The sequence below is a fragment of the Herminiimonas sp. CN genome, from assembly GCF_000622895.1.
Taxonomy (GTDB): domain Bacteria; phylum Pseudomonadota; class Gammaproteobacteria; order Burkholderiales; family Burkholderiaceae_D; genus AVCC01.
The window spans coordinates 1-19228 of record NZ_AVCC01000033.1; the positions used below are offsets into that span (position 1 = coordinate 1).

The window sequence follows — 19228 nt, forward strand, 5'->3', positions numbered from 1 at the left end:
GTTGCGCATTGCTCAATACGTTGCCAACAGTAGCTTTCAGCAATGAGCATCGCATTTCGTGGATTACATAAATCGTGAAAGCGGAAATCGGTCAAATCCGCCCGTTTACGACAGGTATCCCATGCCTTGCGGATTTCGACTGGCTTGTTTGGGACCGTATCACTTGGAAACAGAAGCTGATTGGCAGGGAGCTTATCCGCATGCTCGCTTCGAATACGGGCATTGAGTACCTGCATTGCATCGAAAGCCGATCCGGCGAGCGGCACGGCACGCCTTTCGCCGTTCTTTGTCTTCTCAATCAAAAGCAACCCGGTTTCATGTCCAGCTTCGATATGCACATCCTTCCAACGCAGATTCATGATCTCGCTGTAGCGCATGCCTGTCGAGATGGCGAGAAGTACAATGAGATAAAGGAAACGATTGTCGGATAGCGTCGCAGCAGCCAAAACCCGCTCACATTCTTCCTTGGTTAGGCAACGTTGGCGCTCGTTCTCCACTTTCGGCTTCTTCACACCTGTCATGGGTGATGATTCGAGCCACCCCCATTCGTGAACCGTGACGTTAAGTGCGTGTGAGAAAACCGCCATGTATCTTACAACTGTTGCAGGCCGACGGATTTTCCCGGCTGCATTGGGTTCTTGAAGCAATTGGTTGCGACATTGCGCAATCAGAGAGCTGTTTAGTTCCGAGAGTGCGTAACGACCCAGCTTTTCGCTCCACCAATCTAAGTGCTTCGTCTGGTCCCGAACCATATGGGGCTTCTTAAGTGGGATTAGGATCTCAGTTCGGTAACGTTCAATCAGGTCGGCTACGGTGTGCCGCTGAGCCTCCATGCGCGGCATGTAACGGCCTGATTTCAGCTCAGTCTCGACCATGGATGACCAATCTTTGGCCATCGTCTTGCTCGGAAATGTTTTGGTTTGCGGTGGAAAGCCTTTGATGCGGATCTGAACGTGGTATGACTTCTTTCCGCCTGCTGAGATGCGCTCTCGAATCACTGCCATATTGCCCCCTTGGATTGCGCAGAGGCGCTGCATTCAAGTTCACAACACCTAGCATTACCTTGGGACAGTATCACGAATGTGCCATAACTGTGCCATGGCATCATATATGTTAATCTAAGTCGTTGATTTTTATAGATATTTATTGGTATGGCTATGCGCATTACGAATGCGCTGCTCTACCAACTGAGCTACACCGGCAAAAATCAAAACTTGTTCAAACCGTGTTTGTACCATCTTGCCATCAGACCACTGGCGGCTCGAAACCCTTGTCGCCCTTCAGCTTCCGTCACGACAATAGCCGCGCTGTGATCACAAATTCGCTGCTGCTCTACTAACTGAGCCATTTCGGCTTGATTTCTGGATTTTCTGATGCAGGGGGATTTTATCAAGGAATGTTGTCTTTGTGAGCCGCGATATGGATTTTTTAAATTGCGTACGACGGTCATTTGCTTGTGGCGCTTGGCCGGAGTGACCGGATGCATTTTTTAAAGATTCTGGATAGTTGATATTCGCCTTAAAAACTTAACATTTTTATATTTATTCATGGTTAAATGTCTATTCTTTTTAGTAATGAAATTTGTAGGATAATTCTTACGAAAGGAAATGGCGTTCCTACGTCGGCATTCAGCGGGTACTGATTGTGACTGTTATCTTGAGTTGCAATAATCGAATCATGCATTAAAAGTTGGATGTTACTCATGCTTGTCGAGGCCATTAGGAAATATGTTTTTTTTAATGTGATGGCACCTGATCCAAACAGGAAAAGTTGCAAATGAGCCAAAACAATGAAGTGCATGAGGAATTTCAGTTTGCATATGCGTGATAGTTGAAATGGGTGAATATCTAAAAATTTCAGAATTTGCGGGCCGGGCGTTTTTGATTTTCGTCCTGATATCCGCAAGATTGGATGTGCGCCTGTTGAGTTGTTCCATATAGCTTCAGATTTCAGGGGAAATGTCATGTTGCATACACAGATAACGAAGACCAAGTCCTTTTCTCAGGTTGTACAGTCCTCATCGACTCTGGCCGCCGGGCGGCAATGCCAGGGGCGGTTGTGGTCCAGTCTGAAAGATATCTGCGACTTGCTGCATATTCCCTATGTTTCTGTGAGTGACGATGATGAGCTATTGTTCCAGCATGTGCAGTTCAAGGCCGGCCAGAGAGTGCATACCATAGGGCAGGTTTTCGATTCGCTGTACATAGTGCATTCCGGTTTTCTGAAAACCGTGCTTATCGATGAATACGGTAATGAGCAAGTGCTCAGTTTTCCCATGAAGAGCGATATTCTCGGCGTGGATGGGATTAATTCCCGGTTGTATTCGTCTGAAGCCGTGGCGCTGTCGGATTGTGATTTGATTTTGCTGCCATTCAAGAAGCTGACCGCGCTTAGCCGGACGCATGTTGAGCTTGAAAACACGATGTACGATGTCCTGAGCCGGGAGTTGGTGCGGGAACAGGCGATGGTCGGCATGCTGGGAGCGCTCAGTGCCGAAGCACGAGTGGCGCGGTTTCTTGTTACGTTGTCCGACAGGTTTGCTGTAATGGGATATTCCAGCAAATTTTTCAATCTCAGGATGACCCGGCACGAAATCGGCAGTTATCTGGGATTGACGCTGGAAACCGTCAGCAGAACTTTGTCTGCCTTTAACGAAATTGGCATGATTGCCGTCAACCAGCGCACGATAGAGATCAAGGATCTGGAGGCGCTGAAAAATCTGCGCCGTTTGCCGCCCTCGCGGAACCGTTCGAAACAATCGAAGGAAAACAAATTGACTCCGGAATATCCGGTTCAGTGACGCATCGCCCAATAGCGGGTGCCGCGGACAAAAAATCCACTGAACTGCTTCAGTGGATTTTTTTGTTGTGATGCGACAGGGCAGGCATCAATTCTCACTGGGTAGCGCGGCGATACTGTGCATCAATGGTTCAGGCGCAGAGCCGAGCCGCCGGTCGATGAACATGCTGTTGCCGGAAATTTTCTTGGCCTGTTTTTTTGCTTCGGCGGCGGCGCTGGCGATCTGGTGGTGCGAGTAAAACTTGCCTGGTTCTACCTTGACAATGCCAATTGACAGGCTGATCAACGGATAGAACACCTTCACGCCTTGCCGGTCCTCGCTTAGATAGCCGCCCCGTTCACGATCTTCAATGCTGTAATAGCTTTGAATCATGGGCTTGAATTGTTGCAAAATCGCATCGCAGCGGGCTTGCCAATCGCTGCTTTGCAGCAAGACGATGAAATCGTCGCCGCCAATATGCCCGACCCAATCCTGAGCGGAATCGATTTTGTCGATCAGAATCTGGGCCGTTGACTGGATGACATCGTCTCCGCGCCGGTATCCATATGCGTCGTTGAATGGTTTGAAGTGATCCAGATCGCAGTAGCAAGTGTAAAAGTGGCTCCCGCTTTGCAGCAGGCGCTCGATTTGTTCATTGATCGGTACATTGCCTGGCAGCAGGGTGAGTGGGTTGGCGTATCGCGCCGCATTGATCTGCATCTGGGTGATCTCGCGCACAAAATCCTGTCCGGTGCCCATTCCCAGATAGCGCCCTCGTTCGGTGATGATGAAACCGTTGGAAAGGTGATGGCGATCCGCTTCGACTATGATATTGCTCAACTCTTGCAGACTGGTATCCCGGTCAACCACAAGCGGCTTGCGATCCATGAAGCTGCTGCAGGGCTTTTTGCCATACAGTTCGCGTTGATATAGCCTGGAGAAGCGTTCGATCAGGTTTTCGCGAGTAATCAAGCCTGCCGGCCTGCCATCGTCGACTACTGGAATGACCTGTAATGCAGGATTGGCCAGAAAAATTTCATACACCTGGTTGTTCAGCATCTCTGGCACCACAGTCGGCAATTGATGCAGCAATTTTATTGCAGTCACGGTATTTTGCCGCTGAATGCGGTTTTTTAATGGAAGATGGGTGCGGTTGTGGCACAAGACACTTTCCACTTCGGCTGATAATATTACGGCTGGCTGCATATGCGGGCGCGCAATATGGTAGCCCTGACCGTGGGCTACGCCGAGATTGCGGATCAGGAGCATTTCTGCCTGCGTTTCGATTCCTTCCGCAATCACCATGGTGCCGGATTGTTCCGCAATTTCCTGGATCGATTTGACGAATTGCATTTTGACCGGATCGTTGTTGATGCCCTGGATGAAGTGCATGTCGATTTTTACATACTCGGGGCGCAACTCGGACCACAGGCGCAAACTGGAAAATCCTTCCCCCAGATCATCAATGGCAATCTGGAATCCCATCTGGCGATAATGCGTGACCGCCTGCCCCAGCAACTGATAATCGTAGGTCGGCTGGTTTTCAGTGAGTTCGATGATGACGCGCTCAGGGTGTATGCCGATCTGATGAATCATATCCAGTGTCTGGCCGTGCTTTGCATCGCGTTGCAACAGACATTCCGGGCTGACGTTGAGAAATAATTTCCCTGGCAAATCCAGTTCGGCAAATTTTTTCAGTACAACCTGACGGCACAAGTGTTCCAGTTTGACGGTCAGATTGTTGGCCCATGCCACCTTGAATAAGTTCAGGGGTGAGTGCAACGGACTATCGGACGGCCCGCGAATCAACCCTTCATAGCCGATGATGTGACCGCTTTGCAACTGGACGATGGGTTGAAATAGTGCGCTTAACAGTTGCAAATCGATAATTTCGTGCAATCGTGTCAGCAAAATTTGTTCCGTTTGCGCGGCTTGAGCCGATGGCATTCGCGCCGACTTGGCAGCGGTGACCGGTTCTGCAGTAATGATTTGATTCATTGGATTCCCAGCAAGCGATGATTTTGATCATGACAAAGCGATCAAGCCAAGCGCACGGCCTAGTAATGCGCTCTGACCGGCAAGTATGTGCATACGATAATCGCTGTTTATGACGGCATGATGTCGCGTCAAAGCAGATCCCCGCTTATCTGTGCTGCGGCAGTTTTTATGGCGTCAATGGGCGCGCGATCCGACTGCCTGCCGTGGCAAACCTCTTGCAAGGACGGTGTACTATGTTGATGAGAAAATTCACGCTGAACTATTTTGAATCAAGAAGTTCCGCACCGTTCATTGCGTCATCGCAAAATGCCTTGATATCGCGGTTCTTATAATTTGACCTTCATATACTTATCAATACGATGGAGTTTTTTGCTGCCCGCAAGGGCGCCGATGTTGAGGAGTTACTATGCTGACGAGTACTTATTCTCTTGCCGTGTTCTCCGCCGAACAAAACGGCATTCGTACAAAAATAGCGTCATTGCGTGATCATATCCAGCAGGCGATGAAGGATGTTTCCATGATGGATGGCACCATTATTGGCGATGTGCTAACGCAACTGAACCATTTTCATGAGGGCGCCCAGTCCCGCAAGGTGGACATCTACCTGATCGCCAGGATGCGCCAGCTCAGCCAGCATGCCGCTTCACTGCTGGCCGAGCTGGAGTCATTGGGCTTGCTGAGCCTGAACATATTGCGTTCGATAAGGGAAACGCTGGCGCAGGCGCTGGAGCGGGGCGGTCTGCGTGTGGCTGAACTGCAGGAAGCCGTCGAACTGTACTGCACCGCAGCGCTGCAGAAAGTCGACAAGGAAGAGAATGAGCTATTCCCGATGGCAAGCCGGGTATTGACGGCGGAAGACTGGTTTCAGGTCGCCCGGCAATTGCTGTCCCACAATGCGAAAATTGGCGGGTCGCAAAGATGCGATGACGTTGCGGCGCCGATTGCATCCCGCAAGACAAGTGCGCTATTGGATCAGGCAAGTTCTTATCCGATAGCGATACCAAGAATCGGTGGTGCCGACAGGCGCGTTTCCGCGCGCACTCTCGTTAATCCGGGTCCGCAGCGCATAAGCCCGCACATGTCCGGCGCGCGCAATCTGGTCCGGCAGCACTCGTAAAAAAACGGCGCGACAGGGTCGCGCCATTCCTGGTCAAATCGGCTCCGCCTGGCTCGACGGAGCCACCCGCATCAATAGCTGGTCAGGGCGACCGGTTGGCCGTTTTTGAAGGTAAATACGGTCACCGGGGATTGTTTCATGTTGCCTTTTTCATCAAAAGCGTAGGTGCCCGCGACGCCTTTGTAGACGTTTTTGGTCATTTCCGCGCTGACTTTCGCAGGGTCGAGCGAGTTGGCTTTTTTCATGCCTTCCGAGATCAGGTACATCGCGTCATAAAAAGACGATGCGTAGACGTCGGCTTCGCCGTTGAAGCGCTTCTTGTATTTTGCCTTGAAGGCGGGGCCGTTTGCCTGCTTGTCCAGAATCGCGCCGCCTTGTGCGCACAGGATATTTTCACCTACTGCATCGCCGCCCAGACGGCCCATTTCTGCCGAGCAAATGGTGTCGCCGCCCAGCAGCTTGGCATTGATGCCCAACTGCTTCATCTGGCGCGCCATCGGGGCGCCCTGCGGCGCGTAACCGCCCAGGAAAATCGCGTCGACATTTTTCGATTTCAGGTTGGTCAGGATGGCGCTCATGTCGGTCGCCTTGTCGTTGGTGAATTCGCGCGCGACCACCTTCAGTCCGGACAATTTGGCCTGCTTGGTGAATTCGTCGGCTGCGCCCTGGCCGTAGGCAGTGCGGTCGTCCACCACGGCGACCACTTTCAGCTTCAGTTCCTTGGCCGCATACAGCGCCATTTTTGCGCCCATCTGGGTATCGCTGGCGCCAACCCGGAACAGGCTTTTATAGCCTTGCTCGGTGATCTTCGGGTTCGATGCCACGGTTGCCACCACCACGCCCGCTTCGTTGTAGGTGCGCGAAGCCGGAATGGTAACGCCCGAGTTGTAGGGGCCGACCACAAACTTGACGCCGCCGTCGATCAGTTTTTGCGCTGCGCCTACGCCCGCCTTCGGGTCGCCCTGATCGTCTTCCGAGTGGAGTTCAAAGGTGATTTTCTTGCCGGCGACGGTAATCGGTTTTGCATTCAATTCCTCGATTGCCAGCCGCAAGCCGTTCTCGTTGTCCTTGCCGGCAAAAGCCTGCGAGCCTGTCAGCGGGCCGCTGTGGCCGATCTTGACCACGGTTGTCTGCGCGGCAACAGCACTGGCGCCGCATAACATTGCAACGCCCAGCATGATTTTATTGATATTCATTGAATCTCCTTCGTGGATATGGATGCATGCACTGCAAGCGGTTTTTGTTCGCCTGACGACATGCGCGGTGAAATTGTGGCTTCACGGCTGCAGATTATGCGTACTAATGCGGCAAATTTCCTTGCGATTTGGTCGTGAATCGAATCTGTTTTCAGCGGAATGTATTCGGAATGCGGAAACAATCCGAATTAAATTCAGCTGGTCGCTGCGCGCAGGCATTGCGCAATCCGCGCGTTGCGGCTCTGCCATGCAGTAGCCGGCATGATAAAAACGGCGGCAGCAAGGCGGTGACTTGTTATGATGAGCGCCTTGTTCAATCACACCGCCCACGTCATGTTTGATTTCCTTTTCAGGCGCACCGCCAAGAAACCCGCAGTCGTGCAGCCAGCGGCGCAGCACGCAATAGTCGAAATCAAGGCCAGGCAAGAGCATGTCCGGCAAGCGGCGCTGGCCCGGGCAGGTGCGCTGGAAGGCCAGGAAGCCGCCGCGGTCGACTTCATCCTGCAATGCGAATTTGCCGATGCGCGCCTGAGAGCGGCGGCCTTCATCCATTCGCAGCCGTTGCAGGAGCGGGTGTACAGCGCGATGCGCAATACCGATCGCCGGGTTGCCAAGCTGATGCAAGGCAAAATCGAAGCCAATTTGCAGCAGGTCAAGTGCGAACAACATGCGCAGCAATGCCTGGAGCGCGCGCAGCGGCTGCGCGCCGATCCGCAATTGATGGCCAATCAGGTCGCCGACCTGGACCGGGACTGGTCTGCCATCGATATGCCGGCAGGGCAAACCCGGCAAGCGTTCGAGGCCGTTCGCGTTGCCTTGCACGAGCGCCTGGCATGCCAGGCGCAATTGCAGCGTGCGTTAATCGATGCGCTGAACGCCTTGCGCCAGATCGTCGCTACGCTGGAGGAAGCGTCGCCGGACGCCAGCGCCGGGGCGCTCGATCAACTGGCACTCATGGTGGAGCAGCACGCATTTGCCGCCGAGGCGCCGACCTTGCCGAAACATCTGCTGCCGACTTTCCGGCTCGAACTGGACGCGGCGCGCCAGAAGCTCGCAGTGCAGCAGCAGGTGCAGCAGCAACGTCAGCGCCAGCTGTCGCAGTGCGCCAGCCAGCTTGCCGCATGGGAAACAGAGCCGGCTTCGGCACTGGATGCGGCATCCTTGCGGCGGCAATGGCAGTCGTTAGCGACAGCCACGGTCAGGCAGCCAGGCAGTGCCGAGGCCGAACTGGAAGCGCGCTTTGAGGCGCTGCTGCAAACGGCGCAGGCTGCCGCGTCGGCGCTGGCTCCAGCGCAGCCGGTAAATGCAGAGCCGCAGCCAGCCATCGCGCCTGACACCGCGATCCAGTCGCAGGAGCAAAAGCAGCGCTTTGCCGATGCGCTCGACGCCATGGAAAGAGCGCTGGAACAAGGCTTGTTGCAAGCCGCCAGCGAACACGACAGGGTGTTGCGTGCAATCGATGCGAAATCCTGCAAACCGTCGGCGGCGCAAGCGCCCCGCTTGGCACGGGCCAGGACGGAACTGGCGCACCTGATGGGCTGGGCGCGTTGGGGCGGCAATGTGTCGCGCGAGGAATTGCTCAAGACCGCCGAGGAATTGCCGTCGCAGCAACTGCCGCTGACCGAGCTGGCCAAAAAACTCGGCAGCCTGCGCGAGCGCTGGAAATCGCTCGACGCCAGCGCCGGTCCGTCCTCGCGCGAACTATGGCAACGCTTCGATGCCGCCTGCAACAGCGCTTATGAGCCGCTGGCTAGCCATTACCGCCAACTGGCCGAAGAGCGCCAGCAAAATGCTGTCAAGGCGCAGGCATTGCTGGAGCAGTTGCGCAGCCTGAACGACACCGTGCAAGATGCCGCCGCAGTGGACTGGAAGAATGTTGCGCAGCAGTGCCAGCGTCTGCAGCAGTCCTGGTCGCGCCAGGGCACCATCGAGCGCAAGGAGAGAAAACGCCTGGACGCCGAATTTGCCGCCGCACTGGCACTGCTGGCCGAACCGTTGGCGCGCCAGCGCGCCGCCGCCATCGAGCGCCGCGAGCGCCTGATTGCCGAGGTGACCGAGATCCGCGCCGATGACCGCAATGCGCCGGAGGCGCTGCGGGCCTTGCAGGCCAGCTGGCAACAGCAATCGCTGACCCTGCCGCTGGAACGGCGCGACGAACAGGCGCTGTGGCTGCGCTTTCGCCAGGCCGGCGACGCAGTTTTTGCAAAACGCAAGGAAACGGTGCAGGCCGCCGACGCCGACCGGCTGCAAAATCTGCAGCACAAGGAAGCGCTCTGTGCCGAACTGGAGGCTGTCACCGAGGATGCTCCCGCTGCGCTGCGCAAGATGCTGCGCGAAATGCAGGACGGCTGGGCCCGGATAGGCCATGTGCCGCGCGCCGCCGAGCAGCGGCTGGAGCGCCGTTTCGATGCGGCGGCAGCCGTTCTGCAGCAGCGCATCGATGCGGGAAAACGCGCCGCGCACAGCAGCGAACTCGATGCGCTGCAGCGTAAATTATCCCTGTGCCAGGCGGTAGAGGCGGCGGTTGCGCAAACGCTGCCGCCGGATCAGGGCAGGGATTGGGCGGCCGAATGGGCGGCGCTGGCAGCGCTGGCAGCGCCGCAAGAGCGTGCGCTGCAGACCCGTTTTTCCGCTGCGCTGGCGGCTTTGGGTGCCGACGACAGCGCCTACGCAGCAACGCTGATCGACAATCGCCCCCGGCTCGGGCAGGAACTGTTGCGGCTGGAAATTCTGCTGGGCTGCGAAAGTCCGGCGATCTTGTCGCGCGAGCGCCTGCAGATGCAGGTCGAAGTATTGCAAGCGTCGCTGCGCACCGGGCAGCAGCAGGGTACGCCGCAGGAGCAACTGGCCGTCCTGTGCGCATTGCCGGTTGCGACCGATGCCGAAAGCGCGCAGCGGATCGCGGCTTTGCTGCAGAAAATAAAGACTGGCACTTGATATCAAACATGGGGTTGGGCAGCCCAGCCTGGCTACCTAGCTTGGCGCTGGATAAAATGTGGTCTGTCCCCTATTATCGTTTTATAAATCCACCTCAACATAGAAAGAGTGAAAAAAATGACCACCTTAAAAGCCATCATGGAAACCAGCAAGGGCACCATCAACCTCAACCTTTTTGCTGACCAGACTCCGGTCACGGTTGCCAGCTTCGTCAACCTCGCCAACCGCGGATATTACGACGGGCTCAAGTTCCACCGCGTCATCGCCAATTTCATGATCCAGGGCGGCTGTCCGCAAGGCAGCGGCATGGGCGGCCCCGGCTATGATTTTGAAGATGAATTCTGCCGCGAACTGCGTCACGATAAAGCCGGCATATTGTCGATGGCCAACTCCGGACCGGCCAGCAACGGCAGCCAGTTCTTCATCACCCACGGCCCGACGCCGCATCTCGACGGCAAGCACACGGTATTCGGCGCAGTGGTCGGCAGCGCAGACCAGAAAGTGGTCGACAGCATCGCCAAGGATGATATCATCCAGAAAATCACGATTGAAGGCGATGCGTCCGAGCTGATGAAAAAGGTCGAAGAAAAGCTGACGCGGTGGAATCAGGTTATCGACAAACGATTCCCCAACCTCAAGCCGGGCGCCGCGTAAGGACATGCGGCGCACCCTGCGCGGATTGATGTCTTGCGCAGTGCGCCGTGCAGCAAAGGCTGCACGGCGTTCTGTTGCGGGTCTGCATTGCGCAGATCCGCATTACTTTGCTATCAGCCCCGCGCGGCCTTCAATGCGGCATTGAGGGTGGCGCTCGGACGCATCACTGCCTTGAGTTTTTCGGCATCGAGGATGTAGTAGCCGCCGATATCGACCGGATGACCCTGCACCGCCTTGAACTCGGCGGTGATCTGCTGCTCGTTGTCGGTCAGGGTCTTGGCCAGCGGCGCGAAATGCGCCTGCAGTTCCGCATCTTCGGTCTGTGCCGCCAGCGCCTGCGCCCAGTACAGCGCCAGATAGAACTGGCTGCCGCGGTTATCGAGCTCGCCGGTGCGTGGCGAAGGCGACTTGTTGTTTTCCAGCAGCTTGCCGGTCGCATCATCCAGGGTTGTCGCCAGAATCTTCGCCTTGTTGTTGCCGGTCTTGATGCCGACATCTTCCAGCGACACCGCCAGCGCCAGGAATTCGCCCAGCGAATCCCAGCGCAGGTGATTTTCTTCGACCAGCTGCTTGACGTGCTTCGGCGCCGAGCCGCCGGCGCCGGTCTCAAACATGCCGCCGCCGGCCATCAACGGCACGATCGACAGCATCTTGGCGCTGGTGCCCAGCTCCATGATCGGGAACAGGTCGGTCAGGTAGTCGCGCAGGATGTTGCCAGTCACCGAAATCGTGTCCTTGCCGCGGATCACGCGCTCCAGCGTGTAGCGCATCGCGCGCACCTGCGACATGATCTGGATGTCGAGGCCGGTCAGGTCGTAGTCCTTCAGGTAAGTCTTCACTTTCTTGATCAGCTCGGCTTCGTGCGGACGGTATTCGTCGAGCCAGAAAATCGCCGGCATGCCCGACAGGCGCGCGCGGTTCACCGCCAGCTTGACCCAGTCGCGGATCGGCGCATCCTTGACCTGGCACATGCGCCAGATGTCACCTGCCTCGACGTTTTGCACCAGCAATACTTCGCCGGTGGCGAGATCGGTGATGTTGGCGACGCCGTCTTCCGGTATTTCAAAGGTCTTGTCGTGCGAACCGTATTCCTCGGCCTGCTGCGCCATCAGGCCGACGTTCGGCACGGTGCCCATGGTTACCGGATCGAAGTTGCCGTTGGTTTTGCAAAAATTGATCATTTCCTGGTAGATGCGGGCGAAGGTGCTCTCCGGCATCACCGCTTTGGTGTCCTTCGGACGGCCATCGGCGCCCCACATCTTGCCGCCGATGCGGATCATGGCCGGCATCGACGCATCGACGATCACGTCGTTCGGCGCATGCAGGTTGGTAATGCCCCTGGCCGAGTCCACCATCGCCAGTTCCGGACGGTGTTCGTGGCACGCGTGCAGGTCGTGCACGATCTCGTCGCGCTTCGATTCCGGCAGGGTGGCGATCTTGTCGTAGAGGTTGGACATGCCGTTGTTGACGTTGACGCCCAGTTCCTCGAACAGCTTGCCGTGCTTCTCAAACGCTTCCTTGTAGAAAATTTTCACCGCATGGCCGAACACGATCGGATGCGACACCTTCATCATTGTCGCCTTGACATGCAGCGAGAACATCACGCCGGTCTTGCGCGCATCTTCCATCTCTTCTTCGTAGAACTTGCACAGCGCCTTCTTGCTCATGAACATACTGTCGATAATTTCGCCTGGCAGCAGCGAAGTCTTCTTTTTCAGCACGATGGTTTTGCCGCTCTTGGTCACCAGCTCCATCTTGACGTCGCAAGCCTTGGCCAGCGTCATGCTCTTTTCGCCGTGATAGAAGTCGCCTTCGTGCATGTGCGACACATGGGTGCGCGAAGCCTGGCTCCATTCGCCCATCGAGTGCGGGTTCTTGCGCACATAGCGCTTCACCGCAGCCGGTGCGCGGCGGTCGGAATTGCCTTCGCGCAGCACCGGATTGACCGCGCTGCCCAGGCACTTCGCATAGCGGGCGGAAATCGATTTTTCGGCGTCGGTCTTCGGATCTTCGGGAAAATCGGGGACTGCGTAGCCGCGCTTTTGCAGTTCGCGGATCGCCGCCGTCAGTTGCGGCACCGAGGCGCTGATGTTCGGCAGCTTGATGATATTGGTGTCCGGCTCCTGGGTCAGTCGCCCCAGTTCGGCCAGATTGTCCGGCACTTTTTGCGCATCGGTCAGGCAGTCGGAGAACTCGGACAGAACCCGCGCCGCCACCGAAACGTCGCTCTTGACGATGTCGATGCCGGCCGGCGCGGTGAAAGTCCTGATGATCGGCAGAAAAGACGCCGTCGCCAGCAGTGGCGCCTCGTCGGTGAGCGTGTAGATGATGGTTGATTTACCTGCAGTCATTGTGATTTCCTTGCTGTTGGTTAGTCGATGTGCGCGGCCTTATTGTAGTGGTGCTTCCTGTCACCAATCTTAAAGGGAGCGCTGAATTAGTCCGGCGGCATCAATTGTGCTGAAATAATATTTCAACATGTGAAATCAACGTCATCCCAAGAGCAGAAGTTTATCCGCACTTTTGCCCGATGGCGCAAAATAAACGCGGCCGGCGTCCTTGTTCGTGGAATAATCCTTGGGTATATGTAGAAATAGGCATTTCTTCGCATATTTTAATTGATGATATAAAAATACCCAAGGTAGTAACTGATTGAGTACAGTGCGGCGGTTGGGCCGGTTTTGCCAAGCCAACGGGCGCTGGTGCGTTCTGTGGGCCTGGCAGACGGGCTGGGGCAGCGGCTGATCGGCCGATTAGTTGTAATCGTGCTGGTCGTGCTTGCTGGAAATCAGCTCGTTTCGGGACAGCGACATCATCAGGACAGCGATCAGTTCATGCATGATGATCGTGTGCTGGTTGCCGCTCTGCTGGAAATAATCACGCAACTGCTCGCGCAGCCGTAAATGCATGGGTGCGCATGGTGCGCCCTGCAACGTAACGTGTTTGGAGAAGTCCTATTCATGTGGAGTGCGGCAGCAACCGGCGGGTAAACAGCAGATGCACGGTACGCACCGCCAGAAAACCGATGAAAAGATTGGCACCCGCAAAAACGGGTATCGCCAGTATTTGCGCCGCGCCAATGCCGGCCAACGCAAGTTTTAAACCGGTCACCGTTGCCGCAGCCACGCCGAAGGTATAAGCCCAATACGATGGAGAAAATGGTTGCGCGCCCAGCCAGCTTCCCAGGCGTATGCCCAGCAGCAATTGAAATAGGCCGTAGCCCCACAGCATCAGCAGCCAATGATCGGTGCTGCCCGGGGCCAGGATCAGCCAGGCCATGGCACAGACTACGGGCGGTGCGAACTGAATTCCGAGTAAGGGCCGCTGCTGGAGCGGGACCGCCGTGGCGTGCCAAAGGCGCTGAATCACCAGCGACTCCAGCGCTAACCAGGAAAACACCCCCGCACCGAGAAATAACCAGCCCCAATCGGCATGCCCCAAGCCGCCCAGTGCAGCCGCGCTGGTGAAATTGCCGGCCACCGTAGGCAGATACAGTGTGGGCGCTGTGTCCAGCGCATTCCGCCCGCCTTGCCACAGAATGCCGGTATGCCAAAGTGAAAACGCCAGATGCCAGAAAATTCCCCCCAGTGTGAGGATGTATGCCAGGGGGCGCGAGTAGGGAAGCGCAGCCAGGGCAATCAGCAACGTTGCAATTGCCAGCAGCGCTGGCGTACTTCCCTGCACCGGGTGCTGAAATTCGCAGCGAACCACCATCGGATTGCGCAGCGCCTGGGTGAGATAGCTAATTAGCAACGCCAGCCAGACTAGCGCAGCTAATAGCAACAGGCTCTCGCCGATCCAGCCTGGCATTCCCCACAAGGGCACTGCAACACGCCACGCCTGCCCCAGCCCCGAAAATCCAAGCACCATGCCGAAGAATGAGGCGGGAAGAGGTGCTCGTGTCATGTTTTATTCCTTGATTCACAAAAGAGAATGAGGATTCACCTTGGTTGGCAATAGCGAATAATAGAAGAATAAGGAGGCAGAGCACGGTTTATCCATGTTCGTGCTTCCGCCCGGTTGGGAACTATAATGCTTTGCTTGTATTGATTGCGATTTTTTTCAAAAAAAGTAACTGTTCAGCCCGCTATGGCGATACACGCAATCAGGCTAGATATTCCCTCTCTTTCAAGGGGATGAGAAAACCATTCCGCCTAACGGGCTGAACAGTAACCCATTGTTTTATAAAGCAGGGAGTATCGCTTAAAACATGCATTTTCACGCATGTATTATTTGCGGTATTTAAAAATACACTTATAAGTATGCGCATAGCCTGCGGCGCAATGGTGCAGCAGGGCTGCGCTTATTGACGCCTTGCGCCTTACGGCCTTGGTGGCAATGACCGGCATTTGGCTGCGCCGGCATGCGCTCACCGACGCGGTTCAGCCGCAACCCGGCGGGAGCGCCTACTTTTTGGTCTCGTCCGCTCCAGCGCCATAAGTCGCAGTCAGATAATCAGCGATGGCCGGGATATCCGCATCGGAGAATTGCGCCCCGTAGGTTGCCTTCATTTTTTTTGCCTCAGCCTCCCAAAAACTATGGGGTAACCCCGGTGGCTGCGTTTCTGGATAATGCGCCGAATGACACGTCATGCAGTTTTGCCGGGCCAGTTGATAACCCGGCAAGGTGCTGGGTCGATACGCTGCTGTTTCCGGCGGTAAAGTGATATCGAGTGCGAACGCCGCCGAAGAAAACGTCAATAGCGCGATGGCCGGCAGGAATCTGGTCAATGAGGAGCGAACCAACCACGCAGCCTGCCTGGAAGTCGTGAAAAATGAGGTCATTCCAGTCTCCTTAAATGGCGACGACACGCGTGGTTTCGACCACGTTGCGCATGTATCCCGATGGGTTCCACAATGCATCCATCGGTTGGCTTTGCCCAATCCGGTTGATCGCGCGCACTTTCAGTTCATAAATCCCGGCTTGGGGCGGGGTAAATATCGCGGTCCATTCGCGGAATGAATATTTTCCGAAATCCTCTCCCAGTTTGGCCGCTTGCCAGGTCTTTCCGCCATCGGACGAAATCGCCACACCGGTAATCCCATAGCCGCCATCAAACGCGATTCCGCGTAGAGTGTTGCTCTGGCCGGATTTGATTTTCTCGCCATCGCTGAGACTGGTAATGAATGAGCGCACGTTATAGCGGCGGATCGGCGTCATTGTGCTTGTGGTGCCCGGTGTGATGCAGGCGCAATCATTATCCGGAATACGATAGGCGGTATTCATCCAGAAACCGGAGAACGGCTTGTCGAGCACTTCGATATCCGATAAATGCTTGACCCAATAGGTGCCGTAATAACCGGGTACGATCAAACGCAACGGATACCCGTTCAGCATCGGCAAATCGACGTCATTCATCTGCCAAGCCAGCATGACCTCACCATCCAGCGCGTGGTCGATATCCAATGCCTTGATGAAATCCGGGCCATTCCCAACCGGTGGATGATCCAGTCCATTGAAACTGACTTGCATGCTACCTGCCTTGACGCCGGCTTTTTCCAGCACGGCTTTCAGTGGCACGCCGGTCCAGCGCGCATTGCCCATCGCACCATTGCCGGATTGACCACCCGCCACGCGCGGCATCGAAAAACCGCGGCTGTTACCGGAGCACTGCGTCACCGCAATGATCTGCAGCGCCTTGCTCATCGCTTTCAAATCATCCAGCGACAGCGCAAGCGGCGTGTTCACGTTGCCCCCGATTTTCAGGCGGTAGGTGCGGGGATCAATCGAGGTAGGAATCGCGCTCCAGTGATAGCGCACAAAGAACGCATCGTTCGGCGTCAGGATGCCTTCATTGAAAACGCGCATCGGAGTTTCGAGTTGCGGCGGGCGGGCGGTTTGCAAAATCAGCGGCCGCTTCTGCGGAAAGGTTGCCATTTCACGCTTGCCGTTGGCAAACGCAAGAGTGACGCTGGCGGGATTGGCAGAATCAGCAGCAAAGGCAGAAAGCGTCCCGCCACCCAGCGCAGACAACGCACCGATGGCGCCCGCCTGACCTAAAAAACGTCGGCGCTGCTCGGATTCCAGATGTAGCCGTTGAATTTTATTCATCATGAACATCTCCTGGACGGTTGACCCAAAGGCGCGATGTCGCGTGCTTTCAACGTACGCTCACAAACTGGCAAATTCAACAACTTTTTCCAGGTTTTTCCCAAAACATCCATTCACTTTGCGAGGGAGCAATAGAGGACAGATCGGAATGACATTCTGACAATGAAATACGTACTCCATACCGGTTTTGTTGTGTGCGGTATGGGGGCGGCAATGGAAGCCGACATTCGGCGGAAGGCGCTGCGCTTTTCCGCCCGTGCTTGTGTCCCCCTATATAAGGCAGAAAGTATTTCGGGCAACACCGGCGATCCATATCAAGCCAGCATCCGGCGAAGAGCGCGTATTCGGCAGGAATCCAAACATGCCGATTCCGCCGGAAACAACCATGCCTGCCTTGCACACCGCGATGTTTCCGGCAAAATAGTTGAAATCAATATTTTGCCGGAAACATCATGAAGCTGCTATCCAATCAGCAACGACTTCACCTGGTCAACAGCGAACAACTCTTCGACAATTATCGTGTCGCACAGCGCCATGCGAAAAATTACCAGTACGGGATGCGCTGGAAGACGGTGCGCGACACCGAGTATCTGTTCAAAGACAAGGGCAGGCGCGGAAATGGGAAGTCGCTGGGCCGGCGCACACCCGAGACCGAGGCATTACTGCTGACATTCAACAATGGACGTACAGCGGCGCTGGAGCGCTTGCGGCTGATAAGCGAGCAAATTGTCGAGCAGGCAAACGGGCAATGCCCGGTAAATCCGGCCGACCACGCAAGCCGGATAACCCGGTGATGGAAGATTTGCTTTGATGAGATGAAACCGTGGTCTGTCACCTATTGTTTGAAACAGGTGGAGTATCAGTTAAAACAGGCACGTTACCGCACGTATCACTTGCGGTAATTAAAAATACATTAAGGTGTATAAAACAGCAAGGCGTATCTCGTAGGGCGTCAATAAGCACAGCGCATTGCGCAGCATGCCTACGCAGCATGCCTAATCCTGACAATCCGCCTGATCTTCATCCCCGCCGGCCCAATCTGCGGGATAAACACCGTGACCTGCCAATAGGTGAAACGTCGAATACGGCCAGTCAATCACCCTGCGAACCAGGCCATGCTTGAGCGGATTGATATGGACGTAATCCATGTGCGCGGCAAAATCGCGGTCGTCGTGAATCAGGTGTTCCCAATAACGCCGCTGCCAGATGCCGCGCTCACCGCGACGCTCGCGCACGGCGGAGCGCCATTCGGTCCGGGGAATGGATTTGGAAAAACGGATTTTAATCAAGCGCCAGCGCACCGCGAAATCCGCATCCCCAATCGGAAGTTCGATCACGCAATGCAGATGATCCGGCAACACCACCCATGCGTGGATGGTGAACGGATGCGTGAACCGCACCACGCGCACAGCGTCGCGCAGAAGATCAATATGCCGCACCAGTAAATCGTTGCCGGACCGCTGCAGCAGATTCACAGTAAAGAAGTAAGTGCCGCCCGGATGCCAGGCGCGTCGGTAATTGGGCATTGCTGGAATTTAGCATATGCAACATGAGTCGTAATGTGCCAAGAGCGTAACGCCCAACCGTTGTTCAATCGTAGGGCGCAATAAGCGCAGCGCATTGCGCCGCATGCTGACGGCGTGCAGCATAAAAATTGCGCTGCCAAGCCTTCATGGTCTAATGAGACAGGTGGAGTATCCGTTAAAACAGAAGCGCTACCACACGTATCACTTGCGGTAATTAAAAATACACTTATAGGTATGCGAATAACATACGGCGCAATGCGCTGCGCTTATTGACGCCCTACGCATTGCGGCTTACGGCCTTACGGGATACGCCTTACGGCCTTGATCATGTGATTAGTTGTCAATTTTTTTTGTTAGCACAGCCGCGACTTCCTTAAGAGAACCTTTGACCTCTATCGATTTTCCGTCATCGTAAAAAAATTTTAGTTGCAATATTATTAGTCGAAGTTGAAATAAAATAACTCACTAGTAATGGATTGATATATACAGTCCCACCTTCTGCTTTACGTAATGTAAATGTGCAAAAATTAACTTGCAAAACATCCTCCTTCAAAAAATTTTAGACCTATGAGCCTTTTGAAAAATTCCCTGAGCGGCGGATTGCGTGCACCTGCTGCCGATCGCCACGTCGGGCGTCTCTTAAAAATAGGGGACAGACCACGTTTTTGATATGGGGAATCGCGGTCTGTTCCCTATTATTCTTCGACCTTACCAACTACATCGGTTTGAATGGTTTCATTTCCTTACCTATTCCACCAGTCAGGATATCAATTTTTTTTTGTTTTTCTTCGCGAGAGTCGGATGCATTATTAGTTATGACGAGTTGCTTTTGGTCACTAGATTGTTCTTTAAAAAAGTGCTTAACTACAATTGCAAATATTATGACAACAATAACAAGTACAAGAATGCGAACAACGTTTGATTTCATAATTTCACTCCATTACGATTATGGTCCTATGTTACATAGGCT

At 55.0% G+C, this 19228-nt stretch carries 17 protein-coding genes; 6 read left to right on the forward strand and 11 right to left on the reverse strand.

The features are described 5' to 3' along the window. Nucleotides 1-1004: site-specific integrase (locus HMCN_RS0109020; protein WP_025917080.1), on the reverse strand; the 1004-nt coding region annotated here is incomplete at its 3' end. Nucleotides 1005-1207: 203 nt separating this feature from the next. Further along, nucleotides 1208-1486 (reverse strand): hypothetical protein, encoded by a 279-nt coding sequence (locus HMCN_RS19220; RefSeq protein ID WP_155837500.1) that lies wholly within the window; start codon nucleotides 1484-1486, stop codon nucleotides 1208-1210. Nucleotides 1487-2026: 540 nt separating this feature from the next. On the opposite strand from HMCN_RS19220, the gene HMCN_RS0109030 reads away from it, so the two are divergent. Next, nucleotides 2027-2800, forward strand: a complete 774-nt coding sequence (locus HMCN_RS0109030; RefSeq protein WP_025917082.1) for a Crp/Fnr family transcriptional regulator — start codon at nucleotides 2027-2029, stop codon at nucleotides 2798-2800. Nucleotides 2801-2887: 87 nt separating this feature from the next. On the opposite strand, the gene HMCN_RS0109035 is transcribed toward HMCN_RS0109030, so the two are convergent. Continuing rightward, the gene (locus HMCN_RS0109035) at nucleotides 2888-4777 is read right to left on the reverse strand and encodes a GGDEF domain-containing protein (RefSeq protein ID WP_025917083.1); all 1890 of its coding nucleotides are present in this window, start codon (nucleotides 4775-4777) and stop codon (nucleotides 2888-2890) included. Nucleotides 4778-5183: 406 nt separating this feature from the next. Here HMCN_RS0109035 and HMCN_RS0109040 point away from each other — a divergent pair, with 406 nt between their 5' ends. After that, nucleotides 5184-5894 (forward strand): hypothetical protein, encoded by a 711-nt coding sequence (locus HMCN_RS0109040; RefSeq protein ID WP_155837502.1) that lies wholly within the window; start codon nucleotides 5184-5186, stop codon nucleotides 5892-5894. Between the two features lie 71 nt (nucleotides 5895-5965). Here the strand turns inward: HMCN_RS0109040 and HMCN_RS0109045 are convergent, their stop codons facing one another. Next, nucleotides 5966-7090, reverse strand: coding sequence for a branched-chain amino acid ABC transporter substrate-binding protein (locus HMCN_RS0109045; RefSeq protein WP_025917085.1), 1125 nt, complete (start codon nucleotides 7088-7090; stop codon nucleotides 5966-5968). Between the two features lie 333 nt (nucleotides 7091-7423). Between HMCN_RS0109045 and HMCN_RS0109055 the strand changes: the two genes are divergently transcribed. Further along, complete coding sequence (locus tag HMCN_RS0109055; RefSeq protein ID WP_025917087.1) at nucleotides 7424-10027, forward strand: DUF349 domain-containing protein; 2604 nt, start codon at nucleotides 7424-7426, stop codon at nucleotides 10025-10027. Between the two features lie 117 nt (nucleotides 10028-10144). After that, nucleotides 10145-10681 carry a peptidylprolyl isomerase gene (locus HMCN_RS0109060; RefSeq protein WP_025917088.1) on the forward strand — a complete coding sequence of 179 codons (537 nt, stop codon included), beginning with the start codon at nucleotides 10145-10147 and terminating at the stop codon, nucleotides 10679-10681. Between the two features lie 113 nt (nucleotides 10682-10794). Here HMCN_RS0109060 and HMCN_RS0109065 read toward each other — a convergent pair whose 3' ends face one another. The 5 genes from HMCN_RS0109065 to HMCN_RS0109085 all read right to left on the reverse strand — a co-directional run bounded on the left by HMCN_RS0109065 (nucleotide 10795) and on the right by HMCN_RS0109085 (nucleotide 16732). Further along, nucleotides 10795-13032 carry an NADP-dependent isocitrate dehydrogenase gene (locus HMCN_RS0109065; protein ID WP_025917089.1) on the reverse strand — a complete coding sequence of 746 codons (2238 nt, stop codon included), beginning with the start codon at nucleotides 13030-13032 and terminating at the stop codon, nucleotides 10795-10797. Between the two features lie 402 nt (nucleotides 13033-13434). After that, the gene (locus HMCN_RS19225) at nucleotides 13435-13590 is read right to left on the reverse strand and encodes a hypothetical protein (RefSeq protein WP_155837504.1); all 156 of its coding nucleotides are present in this window, start codon (nucleotides 13588-13590) and stop codon (nucleotides 13435-13437) included. A 49-nt stretch (nucleotides 13591-13639) separates the two neighbouring features. Next, entirely contained in the window at nucleotides 13640-14587 is a 948-nt protein-coding gene (gene tehA / locus HMCN_RS0109075; RefSeq protein ID WP_025917090.1) for a dicarboxylate transporter/tellurite-resistance protein TehA, read from the reverse strand. A 500-nt stretch (nucleotides 14588-15087) separates the two neighbouring features. Beyond that, nucleotides 15088-15465, reverse strand: a complete 378-nt coding sequence (locus HMCN_RS17520; RefSeq protein ID WP_081801462.1) for a cytochrome c — start codon at nucleotides 15463-15465, stop codon at nucleotides 15088-15090. A 10-nt stretch (nucleotides 15466-15475) separates the two neighbouring features. Beyond that, on the reverse strand, nucleotides 15476-16732 hold the full coding sequence (locus tag HMCN_RS0109085; protein WP_035626457.1) for a molybdopterin-dependent oxidoreductase: 1257 nt from the start codon (nucleotides 16730-16732) through the stop codon (nucleotides 15476-15478). 162 nt (nucleotides 16733-16894) lie between these two features. On the opposite strand from HMCN_RS0109085, the gene HMCN_RS0109090 reads away from it, so the two are divergent. Together HMCN_RS0109090 and HMCN_RS0109095 are read left to right on the forward strand one after the other, a co-directional pair. Continuing rightward, the gene (locus HMCN_RS0109090; RefSeq protein WP_155837506.1) at nucleotides 16895-17188 is read left to right on the forward strand and encodes a hypothetical protein; all 294 of its coding nucleotides are present in this window, start codon (nucleotides 16895-16897) and stop codon (nucleotides 17186-17188) included. Then, nucleotides 17185-17526 carry a hypothetical protein gene (locus HMCN_RS0109095; RefSeq protein WP_025917093.1) on the forward strand — a complete coding sequence of 114 codons (342 nt, stop codon included), beginning with the start codon at nucleotides 17185-17187 and terminating at the stop codon, nucleotides 17524-17526. The genes HMCN_RS0109090 and HMCN_RS0109095 overlap by 4 nt, the downstream gene beginning before the upstream one ends. Before the next feature lie 201 nt (nucleotides 17527-17727). Here the strand turns inward: HMCN_RS0109095 and HMCN_RS0109100 are convergent, their stop codons facing one another. Both HMCN_RS0109100 and HMCN_RS19230 read right to left on the reverse strand, forming a co-directional pair. After that, nucleotides 17728-18207, reverse strand: coding sequence for a transposase (locus HMCN_RS0109100; protein ID WP_238552066.1), 480 nt, complete (start codon nucleotides 18205-18207; stop codon nucleotides 17728-17730). Between the two features lie 766 nt (nucleotides 18208-18973). Further along, nucleotides 18974-19186, reverse strand: coding sequence for a hypothetical protein (locus HMCN_RS19230; RefSeq protein WP_155837507.1), 213 nt, complete (start codon nucleotides 19184-19186; stop codon nucleotides 18974-18976). Nucleotides 19187-19228: the final 42 nt, after the last annotated feature.

Bases quoted from the DNA above. Each gene is read 5' to 3' on its own strand.
- HMCN_RS19220 (WP_155837500.1), bottom strand. From the start codon at position 1,486: ATGCATCCGGTCACTCCGGCCAAGCGCCACAAGCAAATGACCGTCGTA.
- HMCN_RS0109035 (WP_025917083.1), bottom strand. From the start codon at position 4,777: ATGAATCAAATCATTACTGCAGAACCGGTCACCGCTGCCAAGTCGGCG.
- HMCN_RS0109040 (WP_155837502.1), top strand. From the start codon at position 5,184: ATGCTGACGAGTACTTATTCTCTTGCCGTGTTCTCCGCCGAACAAAAC.
- HMCN_RS0109045 (WP_025917085.1), bottom strand. From the start codon at position 7,090: ATGAATATCAATAAAATCATGCTGGGCGTTGCAATGTTATGCGGCGCC.
- HMCN_RS0109055 (WP_025917087.1), top strand. From the start codon at position 7,424: ATGTTTGATTTCCTTTTCAGGCGCACCGCCAAGAAACCCGCAGTCGTG.
- HMCN_RS0109060 (WP_025917088.1), top strand. From the start codon at position 10,145: ATGACCACCTTAAAAGCCATCATGGAAACCAGCAAGGGCACCATCAAC.
- HMCN_RS0109065 (WP_025917089.1), bottom strand. From the start codon at position 13,032: ATGACTGCAGGTAAATCAACCATCATCTACACGCTCACCGACGAGGCG.
- HMCN_RS19225 (WP_155837504.1), bottom strand. From the start codon at position 13,590: ATGCATTTACGGCTGCGCGAGCAGTTGCGTGATTATTTCCAGCAGAGC.
- tehA (WP_025917090.1), bottom strand. From the start codon at position 14,587: ATGACACGAGCACCTCTTCCCGCCTCATTCTTCGGCATGGTGCTTGGA.
- HMCN_RS17520 (WP_081801462.1), bottom strand. From the start codon at position 15,465: ATGACCTCATTTTTCACGACTTCCAGGCAGGCTGCGTGGTTGGTTCGC.
- HMCN_RS0109085 (WP_035626457.1), bottom strand. From the start codon at position 16,732: ATGAATAAAATTCAACGGCTACATCTGGAATCCGAGCAGCGCCGACGT.
- HMCN_RS0109090 (WP_155837506.1), top strand. From the start codon at position 16,895: ATGAAATACGTACTCCATACCGGTTTTGTTGTGTGCGGTATGGGGGCG.
- HMCN_RS0109095 (WP_025917093.1), top strand. From the start codon at position 17,185: ATGAAGCTGCTATCCAATCAGCAACGACTTCACCTGGTCAACAGCGAA.
- HMCN_RS19230 (WP_155837507.1), bottom strand. From the start codon at position 19,186: ATGAAATCAAACGTTGTTCGCATTCTTGTACTTGTTATTGTTGTCATA.